The sequence below is a fragment of the Agrobacterium sp. SORGH_AS_0440 genome (assembly GCF_031453135.1).
GTDB classification, from domain to species: domain Bacteria; phylum Pseudomonadota; class Alphaproteobacteria; order Rhizobiales; family Rhizobiaceae; genus Agrobacterium; species Agrobacterium pusense.
This window is the reverse complement of sequence record NZ_JAVIYR010000002.1, coordinates 1,079,086-1,101,518: the sequence shown is the minus strand read 5'-3', so window position 1 is coordinate 1,101,518 and position 22,433 is coordinate 1,079,086. Positions and strand designations below refer to the sequence as shown.

General features: G+C 59.7%; 20 protein-coding genes. 12 read left to right on the top strand and 8 right to left on the bottom strand.

Annotation, left to right across the window (positions count from 1 at the left end; genetic code table 11):
- The first annotated feature begins 67 nt into the window (after positions 1-67).
- From QE453_RS14685 to QE453_RS14655, 7 genes are all read left to right on the top strand, one after another.
- Positions 68-1,339 carry an MFS transporter gene (locus tag QE453_RS14685; RefSeq protein WP_309777344.1) on the top strand — a complete coding sequence of 424 codons (1,272 nt, stop codon included), beginning with the start codon at positions 68-70 and terminating at the stop codon, positions 1,337-1,339.
- A gap of 82 nt (positions 1,340-1,421) precedes the next feature.
- Positions 1,422-2,582 carry a ribonuclease D gene (gene rnd / locus QE453_RS14680; RefSeq protein WP_278067351.1) on the top strand — a complete coding sequence of 387 codons (1,161 nt, stop codon included), beginning with the start codon at positions 1,422-1,424 and terminating at the stop codon, positions 2,580-2,582.
- Positions 2,583-2,912: 330 nt separating this feature from the next.
- Positions 2,913-3,941 carry an adenylate/guanylate cyclase domain-containing protein gene (locus QE453_RS14675; RefSeq protein WP_004441145.1) on the top strand — a complete coding sequence of 343 codons (1,029 nt, stop codon included), beginning with the start codon at positions 2,913-2,915 and terminating at the stop codon, positions 3,939-3,941.
- Between the two features lie 144 nt (positions 3,942-4,085).
- Positions 4,086-5,444, top strand: coding sequence for an esterase-like activity of phytase family protein (locus QE453_RS14670; protein ID WP_153775403.1), 1,359 nt, complete (start codon positions 4,086-4,088; stop codon positions 5,442-5,444).
- Positions 5,445-5,580: 136 nt separating this feature from the next.
- Entirely contained in the window at positions 5,581-5,928 is a 348-nt protein-coding gene (locus QE453_RS14665; RefSeq protein WP_004441141.1) for a hypothetical protein, read from the top strand.
- A gap of 164 nt (positions 5,929-6,092) precedes the next feature.
- Positions 6,093-6,410 (top strand): hypothetical protein, encoded by a 318-nt coding sequence (locus QE453_RS14660; protein ID WP_072494276.1) that lies wholly within the window; start codon positions 6,093-6,095, stop codon positions 6,408-6,410.
- Between the two features lie 176 nt (positions 6,411-6,586).
- Positions 6,587-7,219, top strand: a complete 633-nt coding sequence (locus QE453_RS14655; RefSeq protein ID WP_174150843.1) for a DapH/DapD/GlmU-related protein — start codon at positions 6,587-6,589, stop codon at positions 7,217-7,219.
- A gap of 47 nt (positions 7,220-7,266) precedes the next feature.
- Here QE453_RS14655 and ppx read toward each other — a convergent pair whose 3' ends face one another.
- The 4 genes from ppx to QE453_RS14635 form a co-directional block, all read right to left on the bottom strand.
- A complete protein-coding gene (ppx, locus tag QE453_RS14650) occupies positions 7,267-8,790 on the bottom strand; it encodes an exopolyphosphatase (protein WP_004441136.1) in 1,524 nt (507 codons plus the stop codon).
- Complete coding sequence (locus QE453_RS14645) at positions 8,787-10,985, bottom strand: RNA degradosome polyphosphate kinase (RefSeq protein ID WP_034496238.1); 2,199 nt, start codon at positions 10,983-10,985, stop codon at positions 8,787-8,789. The genes ppx and QE453_RS14645 overlap by 4 nt, the downstream gene beginning before the upstream one ends.
- 101 nt (positions 10,986-11,086) lie before the next feature.
- The gene (hdaA, locus tag QE453_RS14640) at positions 11,087-11,815 is read right to left on the bottom strand and encodes a DnaA regulatory inactivator HdaA (RefSeq protein ID WP_107339793.1); all 729 of its coding nucleotides are present in this window, start codon (positions 11,813-11,815) and stop codon (positions 11,087-11,089) included.
- Between the two features lie 2 nt (positions 11,816-11,817).
- On the bottom strand, positions 11,818-12,975 hold the full coding sequence (locus QE453_RS14635; protein ID WP_004441130.1) for an AI-2E family transporter: 1,158 nt from the start codon (positions 12,973-12,975) through the stop codon (positions 11,818-11,820).
- A gap of 284 nt (positions 12,976-13,259) precedes the next feature.
- Here QE453_RS14635 and purM point away from each other — a divergent pair, with 284 nt between their 5' ends.
- The 3 genes from purM (at position 13,260) to QE453_RS14620 (ending at position 16,073) form a co-directional block, all read left to right on the top strand.
- Complete coding sequence (purM, locus tag QE453_RS14630; protein WP_004441129.1) at positions 13,260-14,333, top strand: phosphoribosylformylglycinamidine cyclo-ligase; 1,074 nt, start codon at positions 13,260-13,262, stop codon at positions 14,331-14,333.
- Positions 14,330-15,004 (top strand): phosphoribosylglycinamide formyltransferase, encoded by a 675-nt coding sequence (purN, locus tag QE453_RS14625; RefSeq protein WP_309777343.1) that lies wholly within the window; start codon positions 14,330-14,332, stop codon positions 15,002-15,004. Before purM ends, purN begins: the two co-directional genes overlap by 4 nt.
- 133 nt (positions 15,005-15,137) lie before the next feature.
- The gene (locus tag QE453_RS14620; protein WP_037088978.1) at positions 15,138-16,073 is read left to right on the top strand and encodes an omptin family outer membrane protease; all 936 of its coding nucleotides are present in this window, start codon (positions 15,138-15,140) and stop codon (positions 16,071-16,073) included.
- 56 nt (positions 16,074-16,129) lie between these two features.
- Here the strand turns inward: QE453_RS14620 and QE453_RS14615 are convergent, their stop codons facing one another.
- The 3 genes from QE453_RS14615 to QE453_RS14605 are packed head-to-tail and all read right to left on the bottom strand — an operon-like array spanning position 16,130 to position 19,582.
- Entirely contained in the window at positions 16,130-16,741 is a 612-nt protein-coding gene (locus QE453_RS14615; protein WP_035207694.1) for an NUDIX domain-containing protein, read from the bottom strand.
- Between the two features lie 26 nt (positions 16,742-16,767).
- On the bottom strand, positions 16,768-17,364 hold the full coding sequence (locus QE453_RS14610) for an NUDIX domain-containing protein (protein ID WP_004441124.1): 597 nt from the start codon (positions 17,362-17,364) through the stop codon (positions 16,768-16,770).
- 13 nt (positions 17,365-17,377) lie between these two features.
- Positions 17,378-19,582 carry a molybdopterin oxidoreductase family protein gene (locus QE453_RS14605; RefSeq protein WP_309777342.1) on the bottom strand — a complete coding sequence of 735 codons (2,205 nt, stop codon included), beginning with the start codon at positions 19,580-19,582 and terminating at the stop codon, positions 17,378-17,380.
- Between the two features lie 41 nt (positions 19,583-19,623).
- On the opposite strand from QE453_RS14605, the gene QE453_RS14600 reads away from it, so the two are divergent.
- Positions 19,624-20,487: a 23S rRNA (adenine(2030)-N(6))-methyltransferase RlmJ gene (locus QE453_RS14600; protein ID WP_309777341.1), complete on the top strand. Its 864-nt coding sequence runs from the start codon at positions 19,624-19,626 to the stop codon at positions 20,485-20,487.
- A gap of 1 nt (position 20,488) precedes the next feature.
- On the opposite strand, the gene QE453_RS14595 is transcribed toward QE453_RS14600, so the two are convergent.
- A complete protein-coding gene (locus tag QE453_RS14595) occupies positions 20,489-21,436 on the bottom strand; it encodes a lysylphosphatidylglycerol synthase domain-containing protein (RefSeq protein WP_004441121.1) in 948 nt (315 codons plus the stop codon).
- 206 nt (positions 21,437-21,642) lie between these two features.
- Here QE453_RS14595 and QE453_RS14590 point away from each other — a divergent pair, with 206 nt between their 5' ends.
- Positions 21,643-22,413 (top strand): ribonuclease T2 family protein, encoded by a 771-nt coding sequence (locus QE453_RS14590; RefSeq protein ID WP_112555077.1) that lies wholly within the window; start codon positions 21,643-21,645, stop codon positions 22,411-22,413.
- Positions 22,414-22,433: the final 20 nt, after the last annotated feature.

The window sequence follows — 22,433 nt, the reverse complement described above, 5'->3', positions numbered from 1 at the left end:
CCTGTCCTTTCCCCCGCCTTGGCTTTAGATAGTGCATATTCAGCCCGCCAAACCGAGTCGGCCCGCAATGAGCCAGATCAGACCCCTCATCCCGCTTCTCGTCACCGCCGGCATCCTGATCGGCGGCAACGGCCTGCAGGGAACCTATATTGCCCTGCGCGGCATCTCCGAAGGTTTTTCCGCCAGCACCATCGGCGTCATCAGCGCCGCCTACAGCATCGGATTCGCACTCGGCTGCATTTCGGTGACGCGGCTTCTGCGAAAGATCGGCCATATCAGAACCTTCGCGACCATGGCAGCGGTCGCCTCGGCCGCTTCGATCGCCATGCCGCTCATCATCCACCCGCTATTCTGGATGCTGATGCGTTTCGTCATCGGCATTGCCGTCGCCTGTCTTTTTGCGGCCATCGAAAGCTGGATCAATGCCCAGGTGACGAATTCCAATCGCGCGCGCACGCTTTCCATCTATCGTTTCGTTGATCTCGGCTCCGTGACGCTGGCGCAATATGTCATTGCCGTGATGGGTGTCGAAGGCCCGGTGGTGTTTTCGCTGATCGCGATAGCGCTGGTGCTGTCTCTGGTGCCGATCTCGCTTGCCGACAAATCCAACCCTGCCCCGCCGAAGCAGATTCCCTTCAACCTTTTCGCCGTCTGGCGAATCTCCCCGCTTGCTGTCGTCGGTTGCGTGGCGGTCGGCCTCAGCATGGCGGCCTTCCGCAACATTGGCCCGATCTATGCCGAACAGATCGGCTTTTCCGTCACCGCCATCGCCACCTTCATGAGTGCGGGCATTATTGGCGGTGTGGTGCTGCAATATCCGCTCGGCGTTTACTCCGATCGGTATGACCGGCGCATCATCATTCTCGCCACCACGGCCGCCTCTGTCATCGTCGGGCTGTTTCTCGCTTTCTTCGCCGGTACTGATGAATGGAGCAATATCATCGGCGTCTTCATCTTCGGCGCCTTCGCCCTGCCGCTTTATTCGCTGAGTTCGGCGCATGGCAACGACCACGCCAGGGAAGGCGAACATGCGATGATGTCAGCCGGACTGCTGTTCTTCTGGTCTGTCGGGGCGACGGTCGGGCCGCTTCTCGCCTCCGTCCTCATCGATCATTTCGGGCCGAAAGCGCTGTTCAGCTATACCGCCGCGATCCAGATCGTTTTCATCGCCTACACCATATATCGGCTGCAGGTGCGCGAGGGCGTTCCGCTTGAGGAGAGGAACTGGCGTTTCAGTTCGCTGTTGCGCACCTCGGCCTATTTCCAGAAGCTCGCCGCACCCGCACCACCTAAAAAGAATGGGTCGGAGCCCAATCCGCCGGAGAAAAACGATCGTTAGGCCTTCAAAAACGGGCTTTGTATTGACATGCGCCCGGCAAAGGGAAAGTAAGACGGATAATTTTCACGAGTGGCCATTTGCAATGATTGAAACGACTGCCGCCCTCGCCGAGGCCTGCACGGAACTGGCGAAATCGGAATTCATCACCATCGACACCGAATTTTTGCGGGAAACCACCTTCTGGCCGGAACTCTGCCTCGTGCAGATGGCAAGCCCGACTCTCGAGGTGCTGGTCGATCCGCTGGCGAAGGGCCTCGATCTTACGCCGCTTTTCGAGTTGATGGCCAATCCCGACGTCGTGAAGGTTTTCCACGCGGCGCGACAGGACATCGAAATCATCTACCATCTCGGCGGGCTTATTCCGCATCCGATCTTCGACACGCAGGTCGCCGCCATGGTCTGCGGTTTCGGCGATTCGATCTCATACGACCAGCTGGTTCAGAAGATCAAAAACGTGCAGATCGACAAATCCTCGCGTTTCACCGACTGGAGCCGCCGCCCGCTGACCGAAAAGCAGCTGGATTACGCGCTGGCCGACGTGACCCATCTGCGGGATGTCTATCTCTCGCTGAAAGCCCAGCTCGAGCGTGAAGGCCGCTCGCTGTGGCTGACCGAAGAGATGGATATTCTCGAGTCTCGCGACACGTATGACATGCATCCCGACGATGCCTGGCTGCGGCTGAAATCGCGCCTGCGCAAGCCGACCGAGCTTGCCATCCTGAAATTCGTCGCCGCCTGGCGCGAGCGGGAGGCGCGCTCCCGCAACGTGCCTCGCTCGCGCGTGCTGAAGGACGATGCGATCTTCGAAATCGCCCAGCAGCAGCCGAAGGATGCCGAGGCGCTGTCGCGGCTTCGCACCATTCCCAAGGGCTGGGAACGGTCCGCCTCAGGCACCGCCATCGTCGAGACGGTGAATGCGGCGCTGGCGCTGCCGAAAGAAGAAATGCCGAAGGCACCGCGTCACAGCCACGCGCCGGAAGGCTCGGGCGCTGCCGTGGAACTGTTGAAGGTTCTGCTGAAGCTGACGGCTGACAAGCACGGCGTCGCCGCCAAGGTCATCGCCAATAGCGACGATCTGGACAAGATCGCCGCCGAGGGCGAAAAGGCAACGGTGGCAGCACTGACCGGTTGGCGGCGGGAGCTTTTCGGCAATGTGGCGCTGAAGCTCATCAATGGTGAGGTCGCCCTGCGTTTTGCCGGCAAGAAGGTCGAGGCGGTAGAGGTTGCGGCGAACGAGTCGTAACGCTCGCTCCTTCCGCGACCTTCTCATACAGTGTATCGCCTCATTCGCTAGCGCTGCATCTGAATGGCGCTGGCCGAACACCCGAATCGCCCGACAGCGCGTCGGGCGACAAAATAGGGTGAAGCCATCGATTATACGATATCAACTTAGGCGGGGTGCGGGCCCCGCCCGTTGCGGCAACCGGGCAACAGGCTTTCCGATCCTTTATGCAACCTTACCGATTGCTCACTTTTTCCAGCGCTTTTTCCACATTAATGTCGCATATGACCTGAACAGAAGCTTTGCCCGCAAGGAGCGACGGGCCTGCCCTTCCCGAGATCAAGAATCGACATGAGAAAATTGCTGCCCATTCTGGATTACGTGGTGCTCTTCGTTGCCGTGGCCGGCAGCGGCGTGGCCTACGCCTTCCTGGAATATGGCGGTGGCGCGCTCATCGGCGCGACCTATGCGCTGTTTGCCTGCGCGCCAATCCTCGCCTTCGAGCGCGGTTACATCATGCCCGGCCTGTCGCGGCAGGTCAGCGCCCTGCCGACACCGGTTTACATTGCCGTCGGTCTTGTCATCTATGCCGTTCTCGTCTTCTGCGGCTTCGGGCTGGGCGGCACGATCCTGTGGCTGAGCGGCATCTTTCCCGGCACCTGGAAACGCGCCGTTCATGCCGAAGTACAGACGCTGGTCTTCACGCTCATCGTCTGCGGCATCATCGTCTTCATCATGCGTGTGCGTGAACTTCTTGGCCGCGATATCTTCATCGACCTCATTCTCGGGCGCTATCGCAGACCGGTGAGCGAAGACCGCGTCTTCATCTTCATAGACCTTGTCGGTTCCACCTCCTTCGCCGAAACCCATGGCGACCTGAAGGCACAGGAATTTCTGGGCGAAATCTTCGCGAGCTATGCCGCACCGGTCAGGAAACACGGCGGCGTCATCGACGATTACATCGGCGACGCCGCGATCATCACCTGGCCATACCATAGGGCGATACGGCGCGCGGCCTGCGTGCGCTGCGTTTTCGATATTCAGGCGACCATCGAGGAAAAGCGCGACATGTGGCTTTCCCGCTTCGGTGAAGTGCCGCGCCTGCGCTTCGCCATCCATGGCGGACCTGTCATCACTGCGGAAATCGGCGTCGACCATCACAAGATCACCTATTTCGGCGATACGGTGAACACGACCTCCAGACTCGAATCGCTGAGCAAGATGCTTGGCCATCCCGTGCTGATTTCCGCCGACCTCGCCCATCAGCTGGTGCTTCCCAAGGGCGTGCGCAGCGAATATCTCGGCGAGCACGCGGTCAAGGGTCGTGGTCAGACGCTCGGTGTCTGCACGCTCAGCCAGTATCAGGCCCCCGCCGCTTAGGGCGGAGCAACGTCGCCGTCACCTTTGCCAGCGGCCGCCGTCATCAAAATTCATCAAAGGCTTCAAACGGCAATCACCTCTCTGTCATGTGCTGCCCCTATCGCGTCAATCCTGTCTTCAACAGGTACTGAGAGGGGTCTCAACATGAAGCACGTTCTTTTCGCCTCTTGCGCGGTTCTCGCGCTCGCTTCCGCATCGCAGGCAGCGGAAAAGGAGTTTCCGGCAAAGCTGGTTTCACATGCCATTCTGCCGGCCAACACCATCATCGCCGCGCCTGCCGATGCGCCGGCACATCTCAAGACCTCCGCCAAGTTCACCACAGCCGACCGCAAGCGCGCCGAAGGCCTCGGCACCGTGCCCGGCAAGGACGGCGTGCGCCTGACAGGCCTTTCCATGCCGTTCAACGGCCAGCCCATGCAGGGCTTTTCCGGCATCAAGGCCATGCCGGACGGCAGCTTCTGGAGCCTTTCCGACAACGGTTTCGGCTCCAAGCTCAATTCGAGCGACGCCATGCTGATGCTTCACCATCTGAAGTTCGACTGGGAAGCCGGCAAGGTCAATGCGCTTGAAACCGTGTTTCTCTCCGACCCCGACATGAAATCGCCCTTCCCCATCGTTCTGGAAGGCACGGAAAAGCGCTACCTGACGGGCGCCGATTTCGATGTCGAATCCATTCAGCCTGTTGCCGACGGTTTCTGGGTGGGTGAGGAATTCGGTCCTTATATCCTGAAATTCACCCGCGACGGCAAGCTGACCGATGTGATCTCCACCAAGGCCGGCGATATCGAGGTGAAGTCTCCCGACCATCCGGCTCTCACACTGCCTGGCAACCCGACTCAGAAAATGCCCGCTTTCAACCTGAAACGCTCCGGCGGTTATGAAGGCATGGCGCTCTCCAAGGACGGCTCAAAGCTCTACGGCCTTCTCGAAGGACCGCTCTATATGGCGGACGGGCAAGTAGAAAAGACCGAAGACGGCGCGACCGCGCTGCGCATCATCGAACTGGACACCGCCAAGAAAGAGTGGACCGGTCGCAGCTGGCTTTATCCGCTGGCGGAAGGCGGCGAGGCGATCGGTGACTTCAACATGCTGGACGAGACCACTGCCCTCGTCATCGAACGCGACAACGGCGCCGGCACGGCCGACAAGGCCTGCGCCGACCCGAAGGCTCCCACCGCGGACTGCTTCGCCCGCCCAGCCAAGGTCAAGCGCATCTACAAGATCGAATTCAACGACGCCAATGTCGGCAAGGCCGCCCGCAAGATCGGCTATATCGACCTGATGAAGATCTCCGACCCTGATAACAAGAAGCGCCAGGGCGGCGGCAACGGTTTCTACGACATGCCTTTCGTCACCATCGAGAATGTCGACCGCGTCGATGCCACGCATATCATCGTCGGCAATGACAACAACCTGCCTTTCTCTGCCGGGCGGGCGCTGGACAAGGCTGATGACAACGAATTCGTTCTGCTTGAGGTCAAGGACCTGCTCGAGGCGAAGTGAGGCCACGGCTGCCGTCATTTGCACTGACGGTCACCAATGATCCGGACGGAGCGCTGGCAGACACGAACGTCTGCGCGGCGCTCCTCCCGATTTTCCGGCCGCGACAGAAACATGCTTGCGGAAAAGAAGACGTTTCATGCAGGACCATGCCGAAAGACTGTACTACGCCCTGAAGAGAAGCTGGTCGGGCGAGACCAGCGGCCTCTGGTCGCGCGAAAATCCAGCCAGGGGGCAAGGAAGCGTCACTGCCCTGGTGGTTCAGGACATTTTCGGTGGCGAAATTGCGAAAACCGCTGTCAGCGGCGCGCAACACTTCTACAATATCATTGATGGCGTCCGCTGGGATTTCACCTTCACCCAATTCGATCTGCCGGTGGGTTATCAGGATCATCCCGCCAATCGGACCGAAGTCATGGCGACGATAACGCCGCTGCAATATGCCTATCTCAGCGCCTGCATTCGAAAGGCACTCGGCCACGGCTGAACGGCTTGCAAAAAGGACAGCCCATTGCTGTTCGATCCGCACGGCATGGAGGTCAACCGGCGCGCTACACTTCAAGACCAAGATTTATGTTTCCCGCAAAGCGGACACAATCCACGCGATAATATTGCTTGGCGAAATGGTTGTACCCACAGGAGAGACATTTAATGAGCGAGAGTTGTCCGGTTCTGACACCGGCAGAACGGCAGGTTCAGGATATATTGGAACGCAACGAAGCGGCGATGATGGCGAGTGTTCATGCAGCGGTTGAGCGCGCCAGCAAAGAAGTCGCCGAAGCATTCGAGGCGACCGGGTCAGACATGCAGCCACCACCCCGGGATTATTTTGCCGCGGTCGCGCATCAACAGCTCTTTTTGTTGTTATGCGGGGCCGATCCGCAGACCTTTGAGGGCGGCGACCCAGAAATCGCCGGTCATATCATTCGGAATGCTCAAAACATAACGGAGCACTATTGGAAACGATAATGCGCCCGAATGTCGCCGGCAGGTGACGCCGATCTGTAAGGAGAGAATGTCACACGAAGCAGAGACGTGGTCTGAACTTGAGAGGGTATGCCGGTCACGGACGGACTGCTCCGCCGTCTCACGTCATAGGGCCTTCATCATGCCCGGTTAAGCATGCGCAGAATCGGGAGACTGCAATGGATTCGACCGCACAGATCAAGCGCCCTAAGCTCGCAGAGACCGTCATTCATGCAACAGCCAGCGTAAGAGACTCGAGCATCGGCAGATGCTGCGAGATTCTGGCCGATACCTCGCTGCATAATGTTGAGCTCGGAGACTACTCTTATCTTGGTCCCCGCTGCATGGTGGGGGATGCGATCATCGGGAAGTTCTGCGCCATCGCCGCGGAGGTCAGGATAGGCGCTCCCAACCATCCGATGGACCGGCCATCCATGCACCGTTTCAGCTACTGCCCGGAATATTACTCTGCCGATGCGGTGCGCGACGATGCCTTTTTCGCGCAGCGGAAGCAGGATCGCGCCGTCATCGGTCACGATGTCTGGATCGGGCACGGGGTCATCGTACTGCCGGGCGTCAAGGTGGGACACGGCGCGGTGCTGGCCGCCGGCGCCGTGGTGACCAGGGACGTACCGCCCTATACCATCGTCGGCGGCGTACCCGCAAAAATCATTCGCGAGCGCTTTTCACGATCGATTGCGCAGAAGCTTACCGCTATTGCCTGGTGGGACTGGCCCTTCGAGACGATCATGGCTCGGCTTGGCGACTTTCAGTCAAACGATATCGAAGCGTTCTGCGAGCGCTGGTCCTAGCACGGGGCCAATGTCGTTTCTGTCGTGAACGGAGACTCCGCCGCTCCTTATTCGAACACGAAGGCCAGCCGCTTGCCCGTCAGCTTCGCCAGTTGCTGCAAACGTCCGTCCAGCCGCTCGCCGGCAAAATCGCAATAATCATGCGGCACCACAAATTCCAGATCGAGATCCGGATTATCTGTCTTGCGGAATTTCAGGTGATCCACGACACCCGGCATGGAGGCTGAAAAAAGATATACGACGCGCAGCAGGCCGCCCAGCAGTTTGGCGAGTTCCTGCAGACGCTCCCCCGCCATGGCGGCAAGCGGCTCGGTGGTGCCGTTGTCGTTCAGGCCTTCAAAGCGGTAATAATTGGCAAGTGCAATATAGGCGCGCCCGGGATGGGTGATCGCCACGAAGGACGAGTGGGCGATGATATTGAGCGCCTGCAGACCGCGGTAATCGGGATGCGCGCGCCAGCTGATGTCGGCCAGCAGGCAGGCGGCCTGCCGATAGCGGCTTTCCTCTTCCGTCTCGTCTATGCCGAAAACCGGGAAGGTGCGACCGCTCCAGTCCGCCAGTTCTCGCGCATGCTCCGGAGAACGGGCGCGCAAAATGGCAAGTTCGTCGGCGGCAACCAGCAGCGGATCGGATTCGCGCTCCGCCTCCGTCAGCAGCGAATAAAGGTAACCCTCGCGTACGCCCTGTGCGGAAAAAGCGATCCTGGCCGGCTTCATCATCTTCAGAACTTCGCGCATGGCGATGGCACCGAATGGCAGGAGCGAGCGGCGGTTCTTGGAGACCGCCTGCCAGGCGGGATCCTTGCTATCCCGGGAGACGATGACCTCCTCGAGGAAATTCAGCATTTCCTCCAGCGGCAATTCATAACCCTGCATCATGTGCAGGGGATAACCGGATATCTCCATGTGCAGCTTGGCGATATTTCGCCAGGTGCCGCCGACGGCGTAAAAGGTGCGCCCCTCACCCGCCGCCAGAAGTTTGGCGAAGGATTTGACGTGCTTTCTGGCAATGGTCGCCGCTTTTTCCAGCGAGCCGTCCGATTGCTCCGAAAGCCGCAAACCGCCAAGCGGCAGGGTGATGCCTTCGCCGCAGCTCTTGCCCTTGATGTCGATCAGTTCCAGCGAGCCGCCCCCGAGGTCGCCGGCGATGCCATCAGGATCATGGAAACCGCTGATCACGCCATAGGCCGAATAAAGCGCTTCCTTCTCACCCGACAGAACCTCGATCTCGCAGCCGAGGATGGCTTCGGCCTCACGAATGAAATCGGGACCATTTTCCGCTTCTCGGGCCGCGGCCGTGGCCAGCACATAAAGCTGCTGCGCCTGCGCCTGCTCGGAGAGGGCGTGAAAACGCCTGAGCGCCAGGAGCGCGCGGCTTACACCTTCCTCATGCATGCGCCCCGTCAGCGCCAAACCTTTGCCAAGCCCGCAAAGCACCTTTTCGTTGAACAGCACCGCAGGCGCGCGGGAAAGACCTTCATATACGACAAGACGAACGGAGTTCGAGCCAATATCTATGACGGAAACGGGGGCAAGGCCGGTCAGCCGCCCCTGTGCTTCTGATCGAGTCATTCAGCCTGTTTCTTGCGGGACGAAATCAACCCGGCAATCAATTTGGGCGCACTGGATTTCAGGGCTTCACCACGTCCGGAAAGGCTGGGATTGGTCATGAAATAGTGCTGCGCGTTGAACGGTTCTTCGCCTTTACGCACCTCGATGCGCCTCGACGTTCCGTCCGCAAGTATCTCGTAGCTCTGCTGGTTGTCAATGAGATTGCCCAGCATAATCTGTGAAAGAACCTGCTCATGCACGGTGGGATTGGTCAGCGGCACCAGCGTCTCCACGCGGCGGTCGAGATTGCGCGGCATCATGTCGGCGGAGCCGATATAGACCAGCGCCTTGTCCGACGGCAGGCCGAAACCATTGCCGAAGCAGAAAATGCGGCTGTGCTCCAGGAAGCGGCCGACGATGGATTTGACGCGGATATTGTCCGACAGGCCGGGCACCTGCGGGCGCAGGCAGCAGATGCCGCGCACGACGAGGTCCACCTCAACACCGGCGGCGCTGGCATGGTAGAGCGCATCGATGATCTCTGGATCGACAAGCGAATTCATCTTCATCCAGATCGCCGCCGGCGCGCCGCGCTTGGCGTGCTCGATTTCCTCGTGAATATGCTTGAGGATGCGCGCGCGTAACGTATAGGGCGAGACGGCCAGCTTCATGCCCTCCTCCGGTTCGCCGTAACCCGTGATGAAGTTGAAGATATTCGCCATGTCGTGGGCGATCTTCGGGTTGCAGGTGAAGAAGGACAGGTCGGTATAGATCTTCGCCGTGATCGGGTGATAGTTGCCCGTGCCAAGGTGGCAGTAGGTCCTGAGCTTGCCATCCTCGCGGCGCACCACCATCGACATCTTGGCGTGGGTCTTGAGTTCGATGAAGCCGAACACGACCTGCACGCCGGCGCGCTCCAGATCGCGCGCCCAGCGGATGTTTGCTTCCTCGTCGAAACGCGCTTTGAGCTCGACCAGCGCGGTGACGGATTTACCTGCTTCCGCGGCGTCGATCAGCGCGCGAACGATCGGGCTGTCGTTAGAGGTCCGGTAAAGCGTCTGCTTGATGGCGAGTACTTCGGGATCGCGCGCAGCCTGCAGGAGGAACTGCACCACCACGTCGAAGCTTTCATAGGGATGGTGAACCACCATGTCCTTTTCGCGGATAGCAGCGAGGCAATCGCCGGCATGTTCACGAACGCGCTCCGGGAAACGGGCATTGTAGGGCTCGAATTTCAGGTCGTCGCGCGGGGCACGCACGATTTCCGAGATAGTGTTGAGCGCGAGAAGACCGGGCAGAACCGCGACGCGATTATCCGGCACACCGAGTTCATGCACCACGAACTGCCTGAGCGACTGCGGCATTTCACTGTCGGTCTCGATGCGGATGACGGAACCGCGGCGGCGGCGTTTCAGCGCGCTTTCAAAGAAACGCACCAGATCTTCGGCCTCTTCCTCCACCTCGATATCGCTATCGCGGATGATGCGGAACGTGCCGGAACCGCGAACGGTATAGCCGGGATAGAGCCGGTGAATGAACAGACCGACCACATCCTCGAGCGTGATGTAGCGGATGGCGTTCTTTTCATCCGGCAGCCGCACGAAGCGGTCGAGCGCCGGCGGCAGGCGCAAAAGCGCCGTCATCGGCTCGCGGCCGTTGACGCTGTCCAGCTGCAGCCCCATGGAAAAGCCGAGATTGGGAATGAAGGGGAACGGGTGCGCCGGATCGATGGAGAGCGGCGTCAGCACCGGGAACATGCGTTCCTCAAACTCGGTTTCCAGCCAGTTGCGATCCTCATCCGAAAGCGCAGCCGGGCGTACGATGTAGATTTCTTCCTTGGCAAGATATTGCTGCAGAACGGCAAGCGAGGCCTGCTGCTCCATCTGCAGGTTGTCGATTTCCTTCAGAATATCTTCGAGCTGTTCTGCCGGGGTCTTGCCGTCCGGGGTCCTGACGGTGATCTTCTGGCGCACCTGGCCTTCGAGGCCGGCGACGCGAACCATGAAGAACTCATCGAGATTGGCCGCCGAGATGGACAGGAAACGTAGCCGCTCCAGCAGCGGGTGATCGGTGTTCAGCGTTTCCTCAAGGACACGGCGGTTGAACTGGAGCCAGGAGAATTCGCGGTTGATGAAACGCGCGGGGCTATCCCAGAGGTTCTCGCCCTCGGTCTGCGGCTGAACCTTGTTGAAATCTTCCTGCGCGACAGCGTCCATGCCCTGTTCCATCCCCTGACCAATTTCCAATCCGTGATCCTGCTGCATCCCGCGATCGTCCTTCTTGCCCGTATAACAGTTTGACGACGGAACTGTGACAGTCAATCGTCGTCCGGTCCGTTATGTCTCTCGGCATTGTCCATCGCGTTGAGGACTTCCGCCACCAGTGGGCGGGTGATCCTCGTTCCGCGCGAAAGCGCCAGCCTGTCGATCCGCTCTACGATCGTCTGCGCCGTATCGAGCGAACGTTCCATTCTGTTGACGATGTAGCCTATGAGTTTGTCATCCATGTAAAGCTGCCGGTCAGCGAAGAGCTTCACCAGCACCTGCGCCAGCAACGCCTCGTCCGGTTCACCCGTTTCCACTACCGTCACGGCCTTGAGGCGCGAGCGCAGATCCGGCAGCGTGACGGGCCAGGCCGACGGCCATTGCCGGCTGGTCATCAGAAGCGTTGTGCCATTCTGGCGTACGCTGTTGATGACATGGAAGAGTTCGGTATCGTCAAAACCACGCCGATCAGCGTCCTCGAACAGCACCGCCCCCCTTTCGGCCGCGCGCGCGGCATCCGCGCCCGCTTGCGGATGAATCTCGCGGGCCTCGCTGATATTTTTCCAGATATTGGCAAGGTGCGATTTTCCGGAACCGGGCGGCCCTGCCAGCACGACCACCGGCGAGGGCCAGTGCGGCCATGCGTCAACGAGGCTGACGGCGGCCTCCAGCGAAGCCGACACGAGGAGATCGTCCCGGCCGGAGGCGGACGGATGCGAAAATGCGAGCGGCAGCTGCTCGGCCTTCGACCGGGCGTTGTCGGTTTTGATTGGGTCAGTCATTGTCAGCTCTGAGAGTCAACCTTGCCGGAGGACGTTTCCCTTTCTTCCAGGGTGAGGTTGGCTTCCCAGGGAAGGTTGGCGGCGTGCCCGTGGTAAAGATCGCTTTCAAGATACCGTGACAAGGCGAAGCGGACAAGCACGCCGACCGCCGCCGCAGCCGGCACCGCGACGAGAAGCCCGACGAAGCCGAAAAGCGCGCCGAAAGCGAAGAGGGCAAACATCAGCCAGACAGGATGCAGGCCGACGCTGCTGCCGACAAGTTTCGGCTGCAGGATGTTGCCTTCGATGAACTGGCCGGAAAAGAACACGACCAGGGTCAGTACGACATAGAGATAATCCGGCCAGAACTGCACGATGGCGACGCCAACCGCCAGGATCAGGCCGACCATGGAGCCGATATAGGGAATGAAGCTGATGAGGCCCGAAAAAAGGCCGATCAAAAGGCCGAAATTAAGCCCGACCAGCGACAGGCCGACGGCGTAATAAACCCCGAGAATGAGGCAGAGCGAGCCCTGCCCACGCACGAAACCGGCAATGGTCTTGTCCATGTCGCGGGCGATCTGGCGCACCGTGTGCACGTAATCGCGCGGTATCCAGCTGTCGACCTTGTCGATCATCCGGTCCCAGTCAAGCAACAGGTAAAAGGCGACGACGGGGGTGACCACCAGGAGCGACACGACATCGACCAGCGATTTGCCGGAATTCCATATCTGCGTCAGCAATGTGCCGATGAAACCTGCACCTTCGGTGAGGAGTTTCGAGAAGTTCTCCTTTACCGCATCGATCTGGCTGCTCACCCAGTCCGGCAGGAGATTGGTATCCGCGCCGGCGATCAGCTGCTGCAGCGATGAGATATATTGCGGGATGCGCGTGATGAATTCCGAGGCCTGGGCGGCAATGAGCGGAATGATGATGATGAGCGACAGCGCGAAGACCAGCACGAAGGAGATGAGAATGACGACCGTGGCCATCAGCCGGCTGAGGCCGCGCCTCTCCAGCCAGTCGGCCACCGGATCGAGAAAATACGCAAGCGCCATGCCAGCCACGAAAGGCAGGAGAATGGAGCTGAAGACCATCAGGAAGAGGATAAAGACGGCAAGCACGCCGATCCAGAAAAACACCTGCCGGCGCAGGCTGGTACCGCTTACATGGGGTTGCATCCGTTCATCCTTCTGTCACCGCATCGTCATCCCGCATCATGGAGATAGGATGGGCGTGGGCACATGGTCAAGACTGCGTCGGCAAAGGGATAAGGGGGGCTGAAAAAGCCGACAACGCAGAATATCCGGTCCCACCTTCGCCGCATTGCGGCAAATGCTGCCGAGAGCGGCCATCGCGGAACGTCAAAGCCGGTAAAAACCGGAGGTTTTGCCACTCAAACCCTTGCATCAGGCCCCGTCCCGTGCGAATGGCGACGCCAAAGGAACCAGCGGAGACGAGAGCCATGAGCCAGTCGGGCAAGAACGGTCTTACCTATAGTGACGCAGGGGTGGATATCGACGCCGGCAATCTGATGGTCGAGAAGATCAAACCGGCGGTGCGTTCCACGCGACGTCCCGGCGCGGACGGCGAAATCGGCGGCTTCGGCGGCCTGTTCGATCTGAAAGCCGCTGGCTTCACCGACCCGGTTCTGGTGGCCGCCAATGACGGCGTCGGCACCAAGCTGAAGATCGCCATCGACGCAAACTATCACGACACCGTCGGTATCGATCTCGTCGCCATGTGCGTCAACGATCTCGTGGTTCAGGGTGCAGAACCGCTGTTCTTCCTCGATTATTTTGCCACCGGCAAGCTCGATCCCGACCAGGGCGCTGCGATCGTTTCCGGCATCGCCGCCGGCTGCCGCGAATCCGGTTGTGCGCTGATCGGCGGCGAAACCGCTGAAATGCCGGGAATGTACTCAGATGGCGATTACGACCTCGCGGGCTTTGCCGTGGGCGCGGCCGAACGCGGCCAGCTTCTGCCCGCCGGCGACATTTCCGAGGGCGACGTCATTCTTGGCCTGTCCTCATCCGGCGTCCACTCCAACGGCTTCTCGCTGGTGCGCAAGATCGTATCGATCTCCGGACTCGACTGGGATGCACCTGCTCCCTTCGCCGATGGCAAGAAGCTGGGCGAAGCGCTGCTGACTCCAACCCGCATCTATGTGAAGCCGCTCCTGAAGGCGATCCGCGAGACCGGCGCGCTGAAGGCACTGGCGCATATTACCGGCGGCGGTTTCCCGGAGAATATTCCGCGCGTTCTGCCCAAACATCTCGCCGCCGAGATCGACCTCGAAGCGATAGAGGTTCCTGCCGTCTTCTCCTGGCTTGCGAAAACCGGTGGTGTCGAAGCAAAGGAAATGCTGCGCACCTTCAATTGCGGCGTCGGCATGATCGTCGTGGTTTCGGCTGAAAATGCCGAAAAGGTCACCGAAGTTCTGACGGCCCAAGGCGAGACCGTCTTCCCGCTCGGCCGCATGGTCGCCCGTGAAGAAGGCGCGCATGGCACCATCTACAAGGGCGCCCTCGCCCTATGATGCCCGCCGCCCTGTCGTCCGGCCGCAAACGTGTCGTCGTTTTCATCTCCGGCAGCGGCTCCAACATGGTGTCGCTGGTAAAGGCCTGCCAGACGGCGGATTTTCCGGCGGAAATCGCCTGCGTGATCTCGGACAAGGCAACTGCCGGCGGGCTGGAAAAGGCACGGGGTTTCGGCATTCCGACCCTCGTCTTCGAACGCAGGACCTATGCGAGCAAGACGGAACATGAGGGCGCCATTCTGGCCGCTCTTGGGGAGATTGCGCCTGACATCGTCTGTCTCGCCGGCTATATGCGGCTGATCTCGGGGGATTTCATTGCCCCCTATGAAGGCCGCATCATCAATATCCACCCTTCCCTGCTGCCGCTTTTCCCCGGTTTGCATACGCATGAGCGTGCCATCGACAGCGGCATGAAGATTTCCGGCTGCACGGTCCATTTCGTCACCGAAGGCATGGATGAGGGCCCGACGATTGCGCAGGGGGCTGTGCCGGTTCTTTCCGACGACACGGCCGATACCCTGGCTGCGCGGATCCTCACCGTCGAGCACCAGCTCTATCCACTGGCGCTGAAATTACTCGCCGAAGGCAAGGTACGGATGGAAGGCGGAAAAGCCGTTTTCGACAAGAGCGAAAGTAAAACCGAGTATTCCATCCTTGTCTCTGCCTCGTGATGTAGCTATTCCTAAAGTACATAGATAAATCAGAATTGGTATCTTCGGTGAAATAAACCGATCATTTACCATAATCGTCTTTAATGACCGCAACGGCCTCTACTTCAGGCCCTCCGGACGTTCAGGAGCGATTATGCGATTTTCGAGATTTCCCCTGCCGCTTTCTGCGGCTTTACTGATGGGTACCTGCCTGCCACTCGCCGCCGAACAAAACGGCATTACGGCTTCACTGGATGCCGGCGTTCTCAATCTCCGGGCGACGGAAACTGTTCATCTCGGTGGCCGCAAGGTGAGCGAACTGGAATGGGAAACGAAAAACGCCGTGGCGTTGCGCGGCTCGCTCGGGCTTGAACTAGCGCCCGGCTGGCGCGTCAAGGCGGAAGGCCGCATCGGTTTTGAAGGCGATGGCTACATGACCGACTACGACTGGGTATGGCCTTTTTCGAAAGACAGCTCCAAGGAGAATTGGAGCGATCGCTCCCAGCATGATGACACACGGCTCGACCATTATTTTTCGGGAGGCCTCGAACTCAATCGCACATTGCTGGAGGATCCGCAGCAATATCTCAGCGCGGGCGTCGGTTTTCGCTACACCGATGTGCAATGGTCGGCCTATGGTGGCAACGCCGTTTACAGTGTTTTCTCCCGCCGCGATTTCTCGGGCAAATTCAAGGATGGCCTCAAGGGAATAACCTATCGCCAACAAATACCGGTTTTCTACGGCAACCTGACGGGCGGCCAGAGATTCGGCAACTGGTCGCTCAATCTCGGTCTCGAAGGTGGCGCCATGGTCTACGCCAAGGCGACTGACGATCACTGGCTGCGCGACATGCGCTTCACTGACAAATTCGACGTTGCCGGCATGTTCGGGGTGAAGGCAGGCGTTGCCTATGACGTGACTGAAAACGCCTCGATCTACCTCGACGGCGCTTACGACTATACCAGCCTCGGGCGCGGGAACACGCATTATAGCGGCGCGGGCGCCGGAAGCCTGTCGTCGGAGAAGAACGCTGGTGGCGGCGACTTGCAGTCGATTTTCGTGGGTGCCGGCGTCAGGGGGCGGTTTTAGCGTTGATGGCTGTATCCGTGGGTTAGTTCACTGGATATGCTCAAGCCGCCCCGCCTTTAAAGCCGATCACGATTCAACATCGCCCATTGCAGCAGAATGATCGTCTTGGAATCCGTGATCTCACCCGAGGCGATCATTCCGAAGGCTTCGTCGAGACCATAGGTCAGAACCTCGATATCCTCGCCTTCATCCTCCAGTCCGCCACCGCTGCCCGCTTGCACGTCGAGATCGATGCGGGCGACGAAGAGACTGACCTTTTCCGTCAGCGTGCCAGGGCTGGCATACATGTCGAAGAGGTATTCAACCTTTTCGACGGCATAACCGGATTCCTCCATCGCCTCACGGCGGATTGCATCAGCGGCATCGTCGCCATCGAGAAGCCCTGCCGGAACTTCGATCATGAAGTTCGGGTCGCCGTTGACGAAGGCGGCGGGGCGAAACTGGCGTACCATTACCACGCTGTCGCGTTTCGGGTCATAAAGGAGAATGGCGGCGGCGAGGCCGTGATCATGGACCTCCCTCACAATACGGATCGTCTTGCCGTCAGGCATGCGCTGGTCAAAAACGAGCTTCTGCAAATGCACGAAGCCCTTCCAGACGGTTTCCTTTTCCACCAGCCGGATCCGGTCGGTCGCGGCAGCGGGCGACTTTAAGAGCGACACGTTCATAAGAGTCTCCGAAAGATGATGAAATCTCAGGCTGTCAGCGAGGCGCGGTTCAACGCCGCCCATTGCAGCAGCATGATCGTCTTGCCATCGCATATCTCGCCCGTCTCGATCATCTTCATGGCGTCGTCCAGCGGGATTTCCACGACCTCGATATCCTCGTCCTCATGGGCCGCACCGCCGCCTTCTTCGACACGATCCGAAGATTCGACAATCGCGGCGAAGAAATGAATGATCTCGGTGACAGAACCGGGCGACATGAACGATTTGAACAGGAACCGCACGTCCCTCACGACGTAGCCCGTTTCTTCCGTCACCTCGCGGCGGATGGCTTCAGCCGGATTATCGCCGTCCAGCAGGCCGGCCGGGGCTTCAAGGAGCCAGCCGGGATGACCGTTCACATGGGCCGGCATGCGAAACTGCCGTACCAGAACAACCGTCTGGCGTCGTGGATCAAACAGCAGGATCGTCGCGCCGTTGCCACGGTCATAGGCTTCGCGCCTGATGACTTTCGTTTCGCCACGGGAATTGGTGTAATTGTAGGTTATGTTGCGGAGGTGATACCAGTTCTTTGAAAGCGTTTCGTCTTTCAGAATTTCAATTTTCACGTTGTCGAACTTCGTCATTCAAAATCTTCCGTCAGCTCTTGCGCAGCCAAACCTTGTTGTCGTGAAATGCCGCGCCGCCATAGGGAGCGACGGCGTCGGCACCGGTCAGCACGTTGATGCCCTCGCCGTCCAGATGCGCCTTGTTCGGCCATAGCCCTTCGGCAATGAGCACTCCCGGCCTAGCACCTTCCACGATTTTCGCGTGGAGTCGGACCTCGCCTCGCCCGTTGCCGATGCGGACGATGTCGCCATCAGAAATGCCGTTGATGGCGGCATCCTCAGGACAGATCATCAGTTCCGGGCGACCTTCCTTCTGCACGGAGGTTTTGGTTTCCGCGAAAGTGGAATTCAGGAAGTTGCGCGCGGGCGATGTCGCCAGTCGGAAGGGATGGTCAGCATCCGCAACCTCGATGACATCGACCTGATCCGGGAATTTCGGAAATTCCGACACCGGCCCCATCACGCCGATGTTCTTCGGCGGCTTGTTGGGAGAAGGCCCCGTTGCCCAATCGGGGCTGAAACGGAACTTCCCGTCACCGTAACCGAAGCCTTCAAGATAATGCGCGACCTCGAACGGTGGCTGCGCATCGATCCATTTCTCTTCGGCGAGCGTATCGAAGTCGCCCCAGCCACTGACTTTCAGCATATGATCGACATGATCGCGCGCTGAAAGGCCAAAGCCCGGCATGTGGTCGATCCCGAGACGCTTTGCCAGCTCCTCGATGACGAAGAGGTTGGTACGCACCGTTTCGGGCGGCTCCACCAGTTTAGGACCAAGCAAGATGTGATTCTGGCCGCCGGCGCGGTAAATGTCGTCATGTTCGAGGAACATGGTGGCGGGCAGCACGATATCGGCAAGCTCGGCCGTTTCCGTCATGAACTGCTCGTGCACGGCGACGAAGAGATCATCGCGCAGGAAGCCCTGCTTCACCAGCCTCTGTTCGGGCGCGACATTGACCGGATTGGTGTTCTGGATGAGCAGCGCCGTCACCGGACCGCCATGGCGCAGCGCTTCGGCGTCCCCCGTCAGCACGCGGCCGATCTGCGACTGGTCGAGCTGGCGCACGTCGGGGTCGGCATAGGCCGTGCCCATGAGTTCCGCCTTGTTGAGCCGGAAGATGTCACCATTATTGTGGAACGCGCCGCCGCCCTCATATTGCCAGGAACCGAGCACCGTGGCGATCGAAAGCGCTGCATGCATGGCGACCGCGCCGTTGCGCTGTCGGGCAAAGCCATATCCGAGCCGGAAGAAGGTCTTTCTCGTGACGCCAACCAGCCTCGCGAAATCCTCGATCTCGTCGACGGAAAGGCCCGTGATCTCTGATGCCCACTGCGGCGTCTTCGTCTTCAAATGCGCCTCGAGCCCGGCCGGGTCGTCGGCGAAGCGCGCCATGTAACCACGGTCGGCGTAACCGTCGCGGAAGGCGATGTGCATCACGGCGCAGGCCAGCGCCGCATCCGTGCCGGGTCGGACGACGAGGCGCATATCCGCCTGTTTCATGGTCGGATTGTCATAGATATCGACCACGACGATCTTCGCGCCGCGTTCCTTGCGGGCCTTGACCGCATGGGTCATGACATTGACCTGCGTGGCGACCGCATTGGTGCCCCAGATGACGACGACATCGGCCTTGCCGATCTCGCGCGGATCGGGGCCGCGCAAGGCGCCCGTGCCCATCACATAGCCGGTCCAGGCCATGTTGGTGCAAATCGAGCCGAAGAAGCCCGAATATTTCTTGGCGTGGCGCAGCCGCTCGATGGAGTCGCGCTGCACCTGCCCCATGGTGCCCGCATAGAAATAGGGCCAGATGGCCTCCGCGCCGTGCCGGGCTTCTGCCTTCACAAAAGCGTCGGCGACCTCGTCCAGCGCCGCTTCCCAGGAAATTTCCTGCCAGTCGCCCGCCCCTTTTGCGCCCTTGCGGCGCTTCGGGGTCAGCAGACGACCGGGATGATAGATGCGCTCGGAATACCGCGCCACCTTGGCGCAGATCACGCCGGCGGTATAGGTGTTGGCATTGGCGCCGCGCACACGACCGATGCGGCCATCGGCATTGATATCGACCTCCAGCGCGCACGCGCTCGGACAGTCATGCGGGCAGACCGTGTGTCCGATACGGACTTCGGCCTTCAGGGTGGCTTTTTCAGCGGAAATCGGGGTCGCAACGTTCATGTCTTTTGTATATTGCATCAACGATGCGGCAAAAAGGCCGAAGTGACGTCCATCAAGAATATTCATCCTGACCATTCATCCGGATAAACGGCAAGCGAGACACATCCATGAACTACCGCCACATTTATCACGCCGGCAATTTCGCGGATGTCCTCAAACATGCCGTTCTCGCCCGCCTCGTGCGTTACCTGCAGAACAAGGACAAGGCCTTTCGGGTACTGGACACCCATGCCGGCATCGGTCTTTACGACCTGACGTCTGAAGAGGCGCAGAAAACCGGCGAATGGCAGACCGGCATCGGAAAGCTGATGGAGGGTGATCTGCCCGACCCTATCGCCGAGCTGCTGGAGCCCTATCTTGCCGCAGTAAAGGAACTCAATCCTGAAGGCGGCGTCAAATTCTACCCCGGCTCACCGAAACTCGCGCGTATGCTGTTTCGCCCGCAGGACCGGCTTTCGGCCATGGAACTGCACCCGGATGACAGCCGCGCGCTCGCGTGGCTATTCGAAGGTGACTATCAGGTGCGGGTGACCGAGCTCGATGGCTGGCTGTCGCTTGGCGCGCATTTGCCGCCGAAAGAAAAACGCGGCCTCATCCTCGTTGATCCGCCATTCGAGCTGGAGAATGAATATCAGCGCCTGGCCGATGGCCTGAACAAGGCCTACCGACGTTTTTCCACTGGCACATATTGCCTGTGGTATCCGCTCAAGAAAGGCGCGCCGATCAAGGATTTCCACGAGCGGCTGCAATCCTTCGAGATTCCGAAGATGCTATGCGCGGAACTTTCCGTCAGGAGCGACCGGCTGGATGGGCTGAGCGGCTCCGGCCTCATCATCGTCAATCCGCCCTACACGCTGAAAGAAGAGCTGCACACGTTGCTGCCTTACCTCAAGACAAGGCTGGCGCAGGACAGGTTTGCCTCGCAACGCGCCTTCTGGCTGCGCGGCGAGGAAAAGCCGGAAGACGGCTGAGTTACCTCAACCCTTCCCTTTTCTGCGCCGCGGCCAGCTGTGATCTTTCGAAGAAGAGGATCACGAACAGCGCCATGATGAAGGGGATGATGAGGTAAAACAGGCGGAAGACCAGGAGCGCTGCGATGACGTCGGCCGGGTTCATGTCCGGCAGGCCGGTGACGAAGACGAGTTCCAGCACGCCCAATCCGCCCGGCGCATGCGAAATGAGCGCTGCGGAAAACGACACCAGAAATATGCCGAGAATGACCATATAGCCGGGATTGCCGGCTTCCGGCAGCGCGAAATAGATGATGCCCGCCGCGCCGATCAGCTCGATGGGGCCAATGACCAGTTGCTGCGCCACAAGCTTCGGCGCCGGGTATGGCAACACGAAGGAGCCGATCTTCAGAGGCTTCAGCCTGAGCAGGCTGCCGAGAACATAAAGGCTGACGAAAAAGAGCAGCACGACGCCTGTCGTGGTCGAGGCTTCGACCGGCAGTATGCCCGTGAACCTTTCAGTGATGTCAGGCTCGTAAAGCAGCACCAGTCCGATTAGCATGATCGTGCCGATGAGGAAGGTGAAAGAGCAGAGGCCGACGAGAACGCCCACTTCCGCCACACTTAGTCCCTTCGACGTATACGCCCGATATCGCACCACGGCGCCCGAAAACACCGACGCGCCGACATTGTGGGACAGCGCATAGGTGGTGAAGGAGGTGAGCGTGATGAAGAGCCAGTTCACCTTGCGGCCAAGATGCTGCAACGCGATGCGGTCATAACCGGCAAGCGCGGCATAGGCCAGCAGGGTGGAGAGACCCGAACACAACCAGTCCCGCACCCGAATGGCCTTCAGGCTGTCCCAGAGATCATCGAGCGACAGGCCGCGCAATTCGTGAAAGAGCAACCAGGCGGAAAAACCGATCGTCGCAAAGCCAACGACGGGCCAGATATATTTCTTGAATTTCATGCGGTCATGCCCGCCTATTTCCTCCAGCTTCACCCCAGCCTGTTCCGTCTTTTGCGGAGATTCGTTCGACTCTATTCGTTATGCGGCGAAGCTTTCAACCTTTTCATCAAAGATTGGCGGTTTGCCCCGTTCACAAGTTGATGTAAGACCGGATCGTCGCCTGCCGGCGATATGAGGTCGTCCATTTTCCGGGGAACGTACACGGAATGAAGCGTTATGCCGGTTTCATCGCCCTGGGCCTTCTGTCGCTCGGCGCCTTATGGTTCGCGCAGCAAAATCCGGCCCCAACCACACCGGCCGACCGGCAGACACAACCCCAATCGCAGACCGCCGGCAATTCCGGGCCGGACGCTCCAGGGCGCGCGGTTTCTCAAGCGAAGCCGGATAAGAGGCCTCCGCCGCGCGGAAGCGGCTTCGATTTTTATGTGCTCTCGCTTTCATGGTCACCGGCATTCTGCGCCAGTTCCGAAGGCTCTGGCAACCGACAGCAGTGCGGCAGCGACAGGCGTTACGGATTCGTGGTGCACGGGCTATGGCCGCAGAACGAAAACGGCTATCCCGAATTCTGCCGAAGCGACGAGCCTGAGCGTGTGCCGGACGCGATCGGCCGCACCATGTTCGACATCATGCCCTCCATGGGCCTGATCGGCCATCAGTGGCGCAAACACGGCTCCTGTTCCGGCCTGTCGCAGCGAGACTATTTCTCGGCGACGCGGGCCGCCTTCGAGGCCATCCGGCTGCCGGAGAGAATCGCTTCCGGCGCCGAAACAGCCACGCTTTCCGCCGATGCGATAGAAACCGCCTTTACCGATGCCAATCCCGGCCTGTCGAAACGCGGCATTTCCATCAGCTGCGATGGCAAGCGCCTCGAAGAAGTGCGCATCTGCCTTAACCGGGACATGACATTCCGCGACTGCCCGGAGCTTGACCGCAAGGGCTGCCGCGCGAGTTCAACCGAAATCATCCCCATTCGCTGATCAACCCACAGGGACCCAAC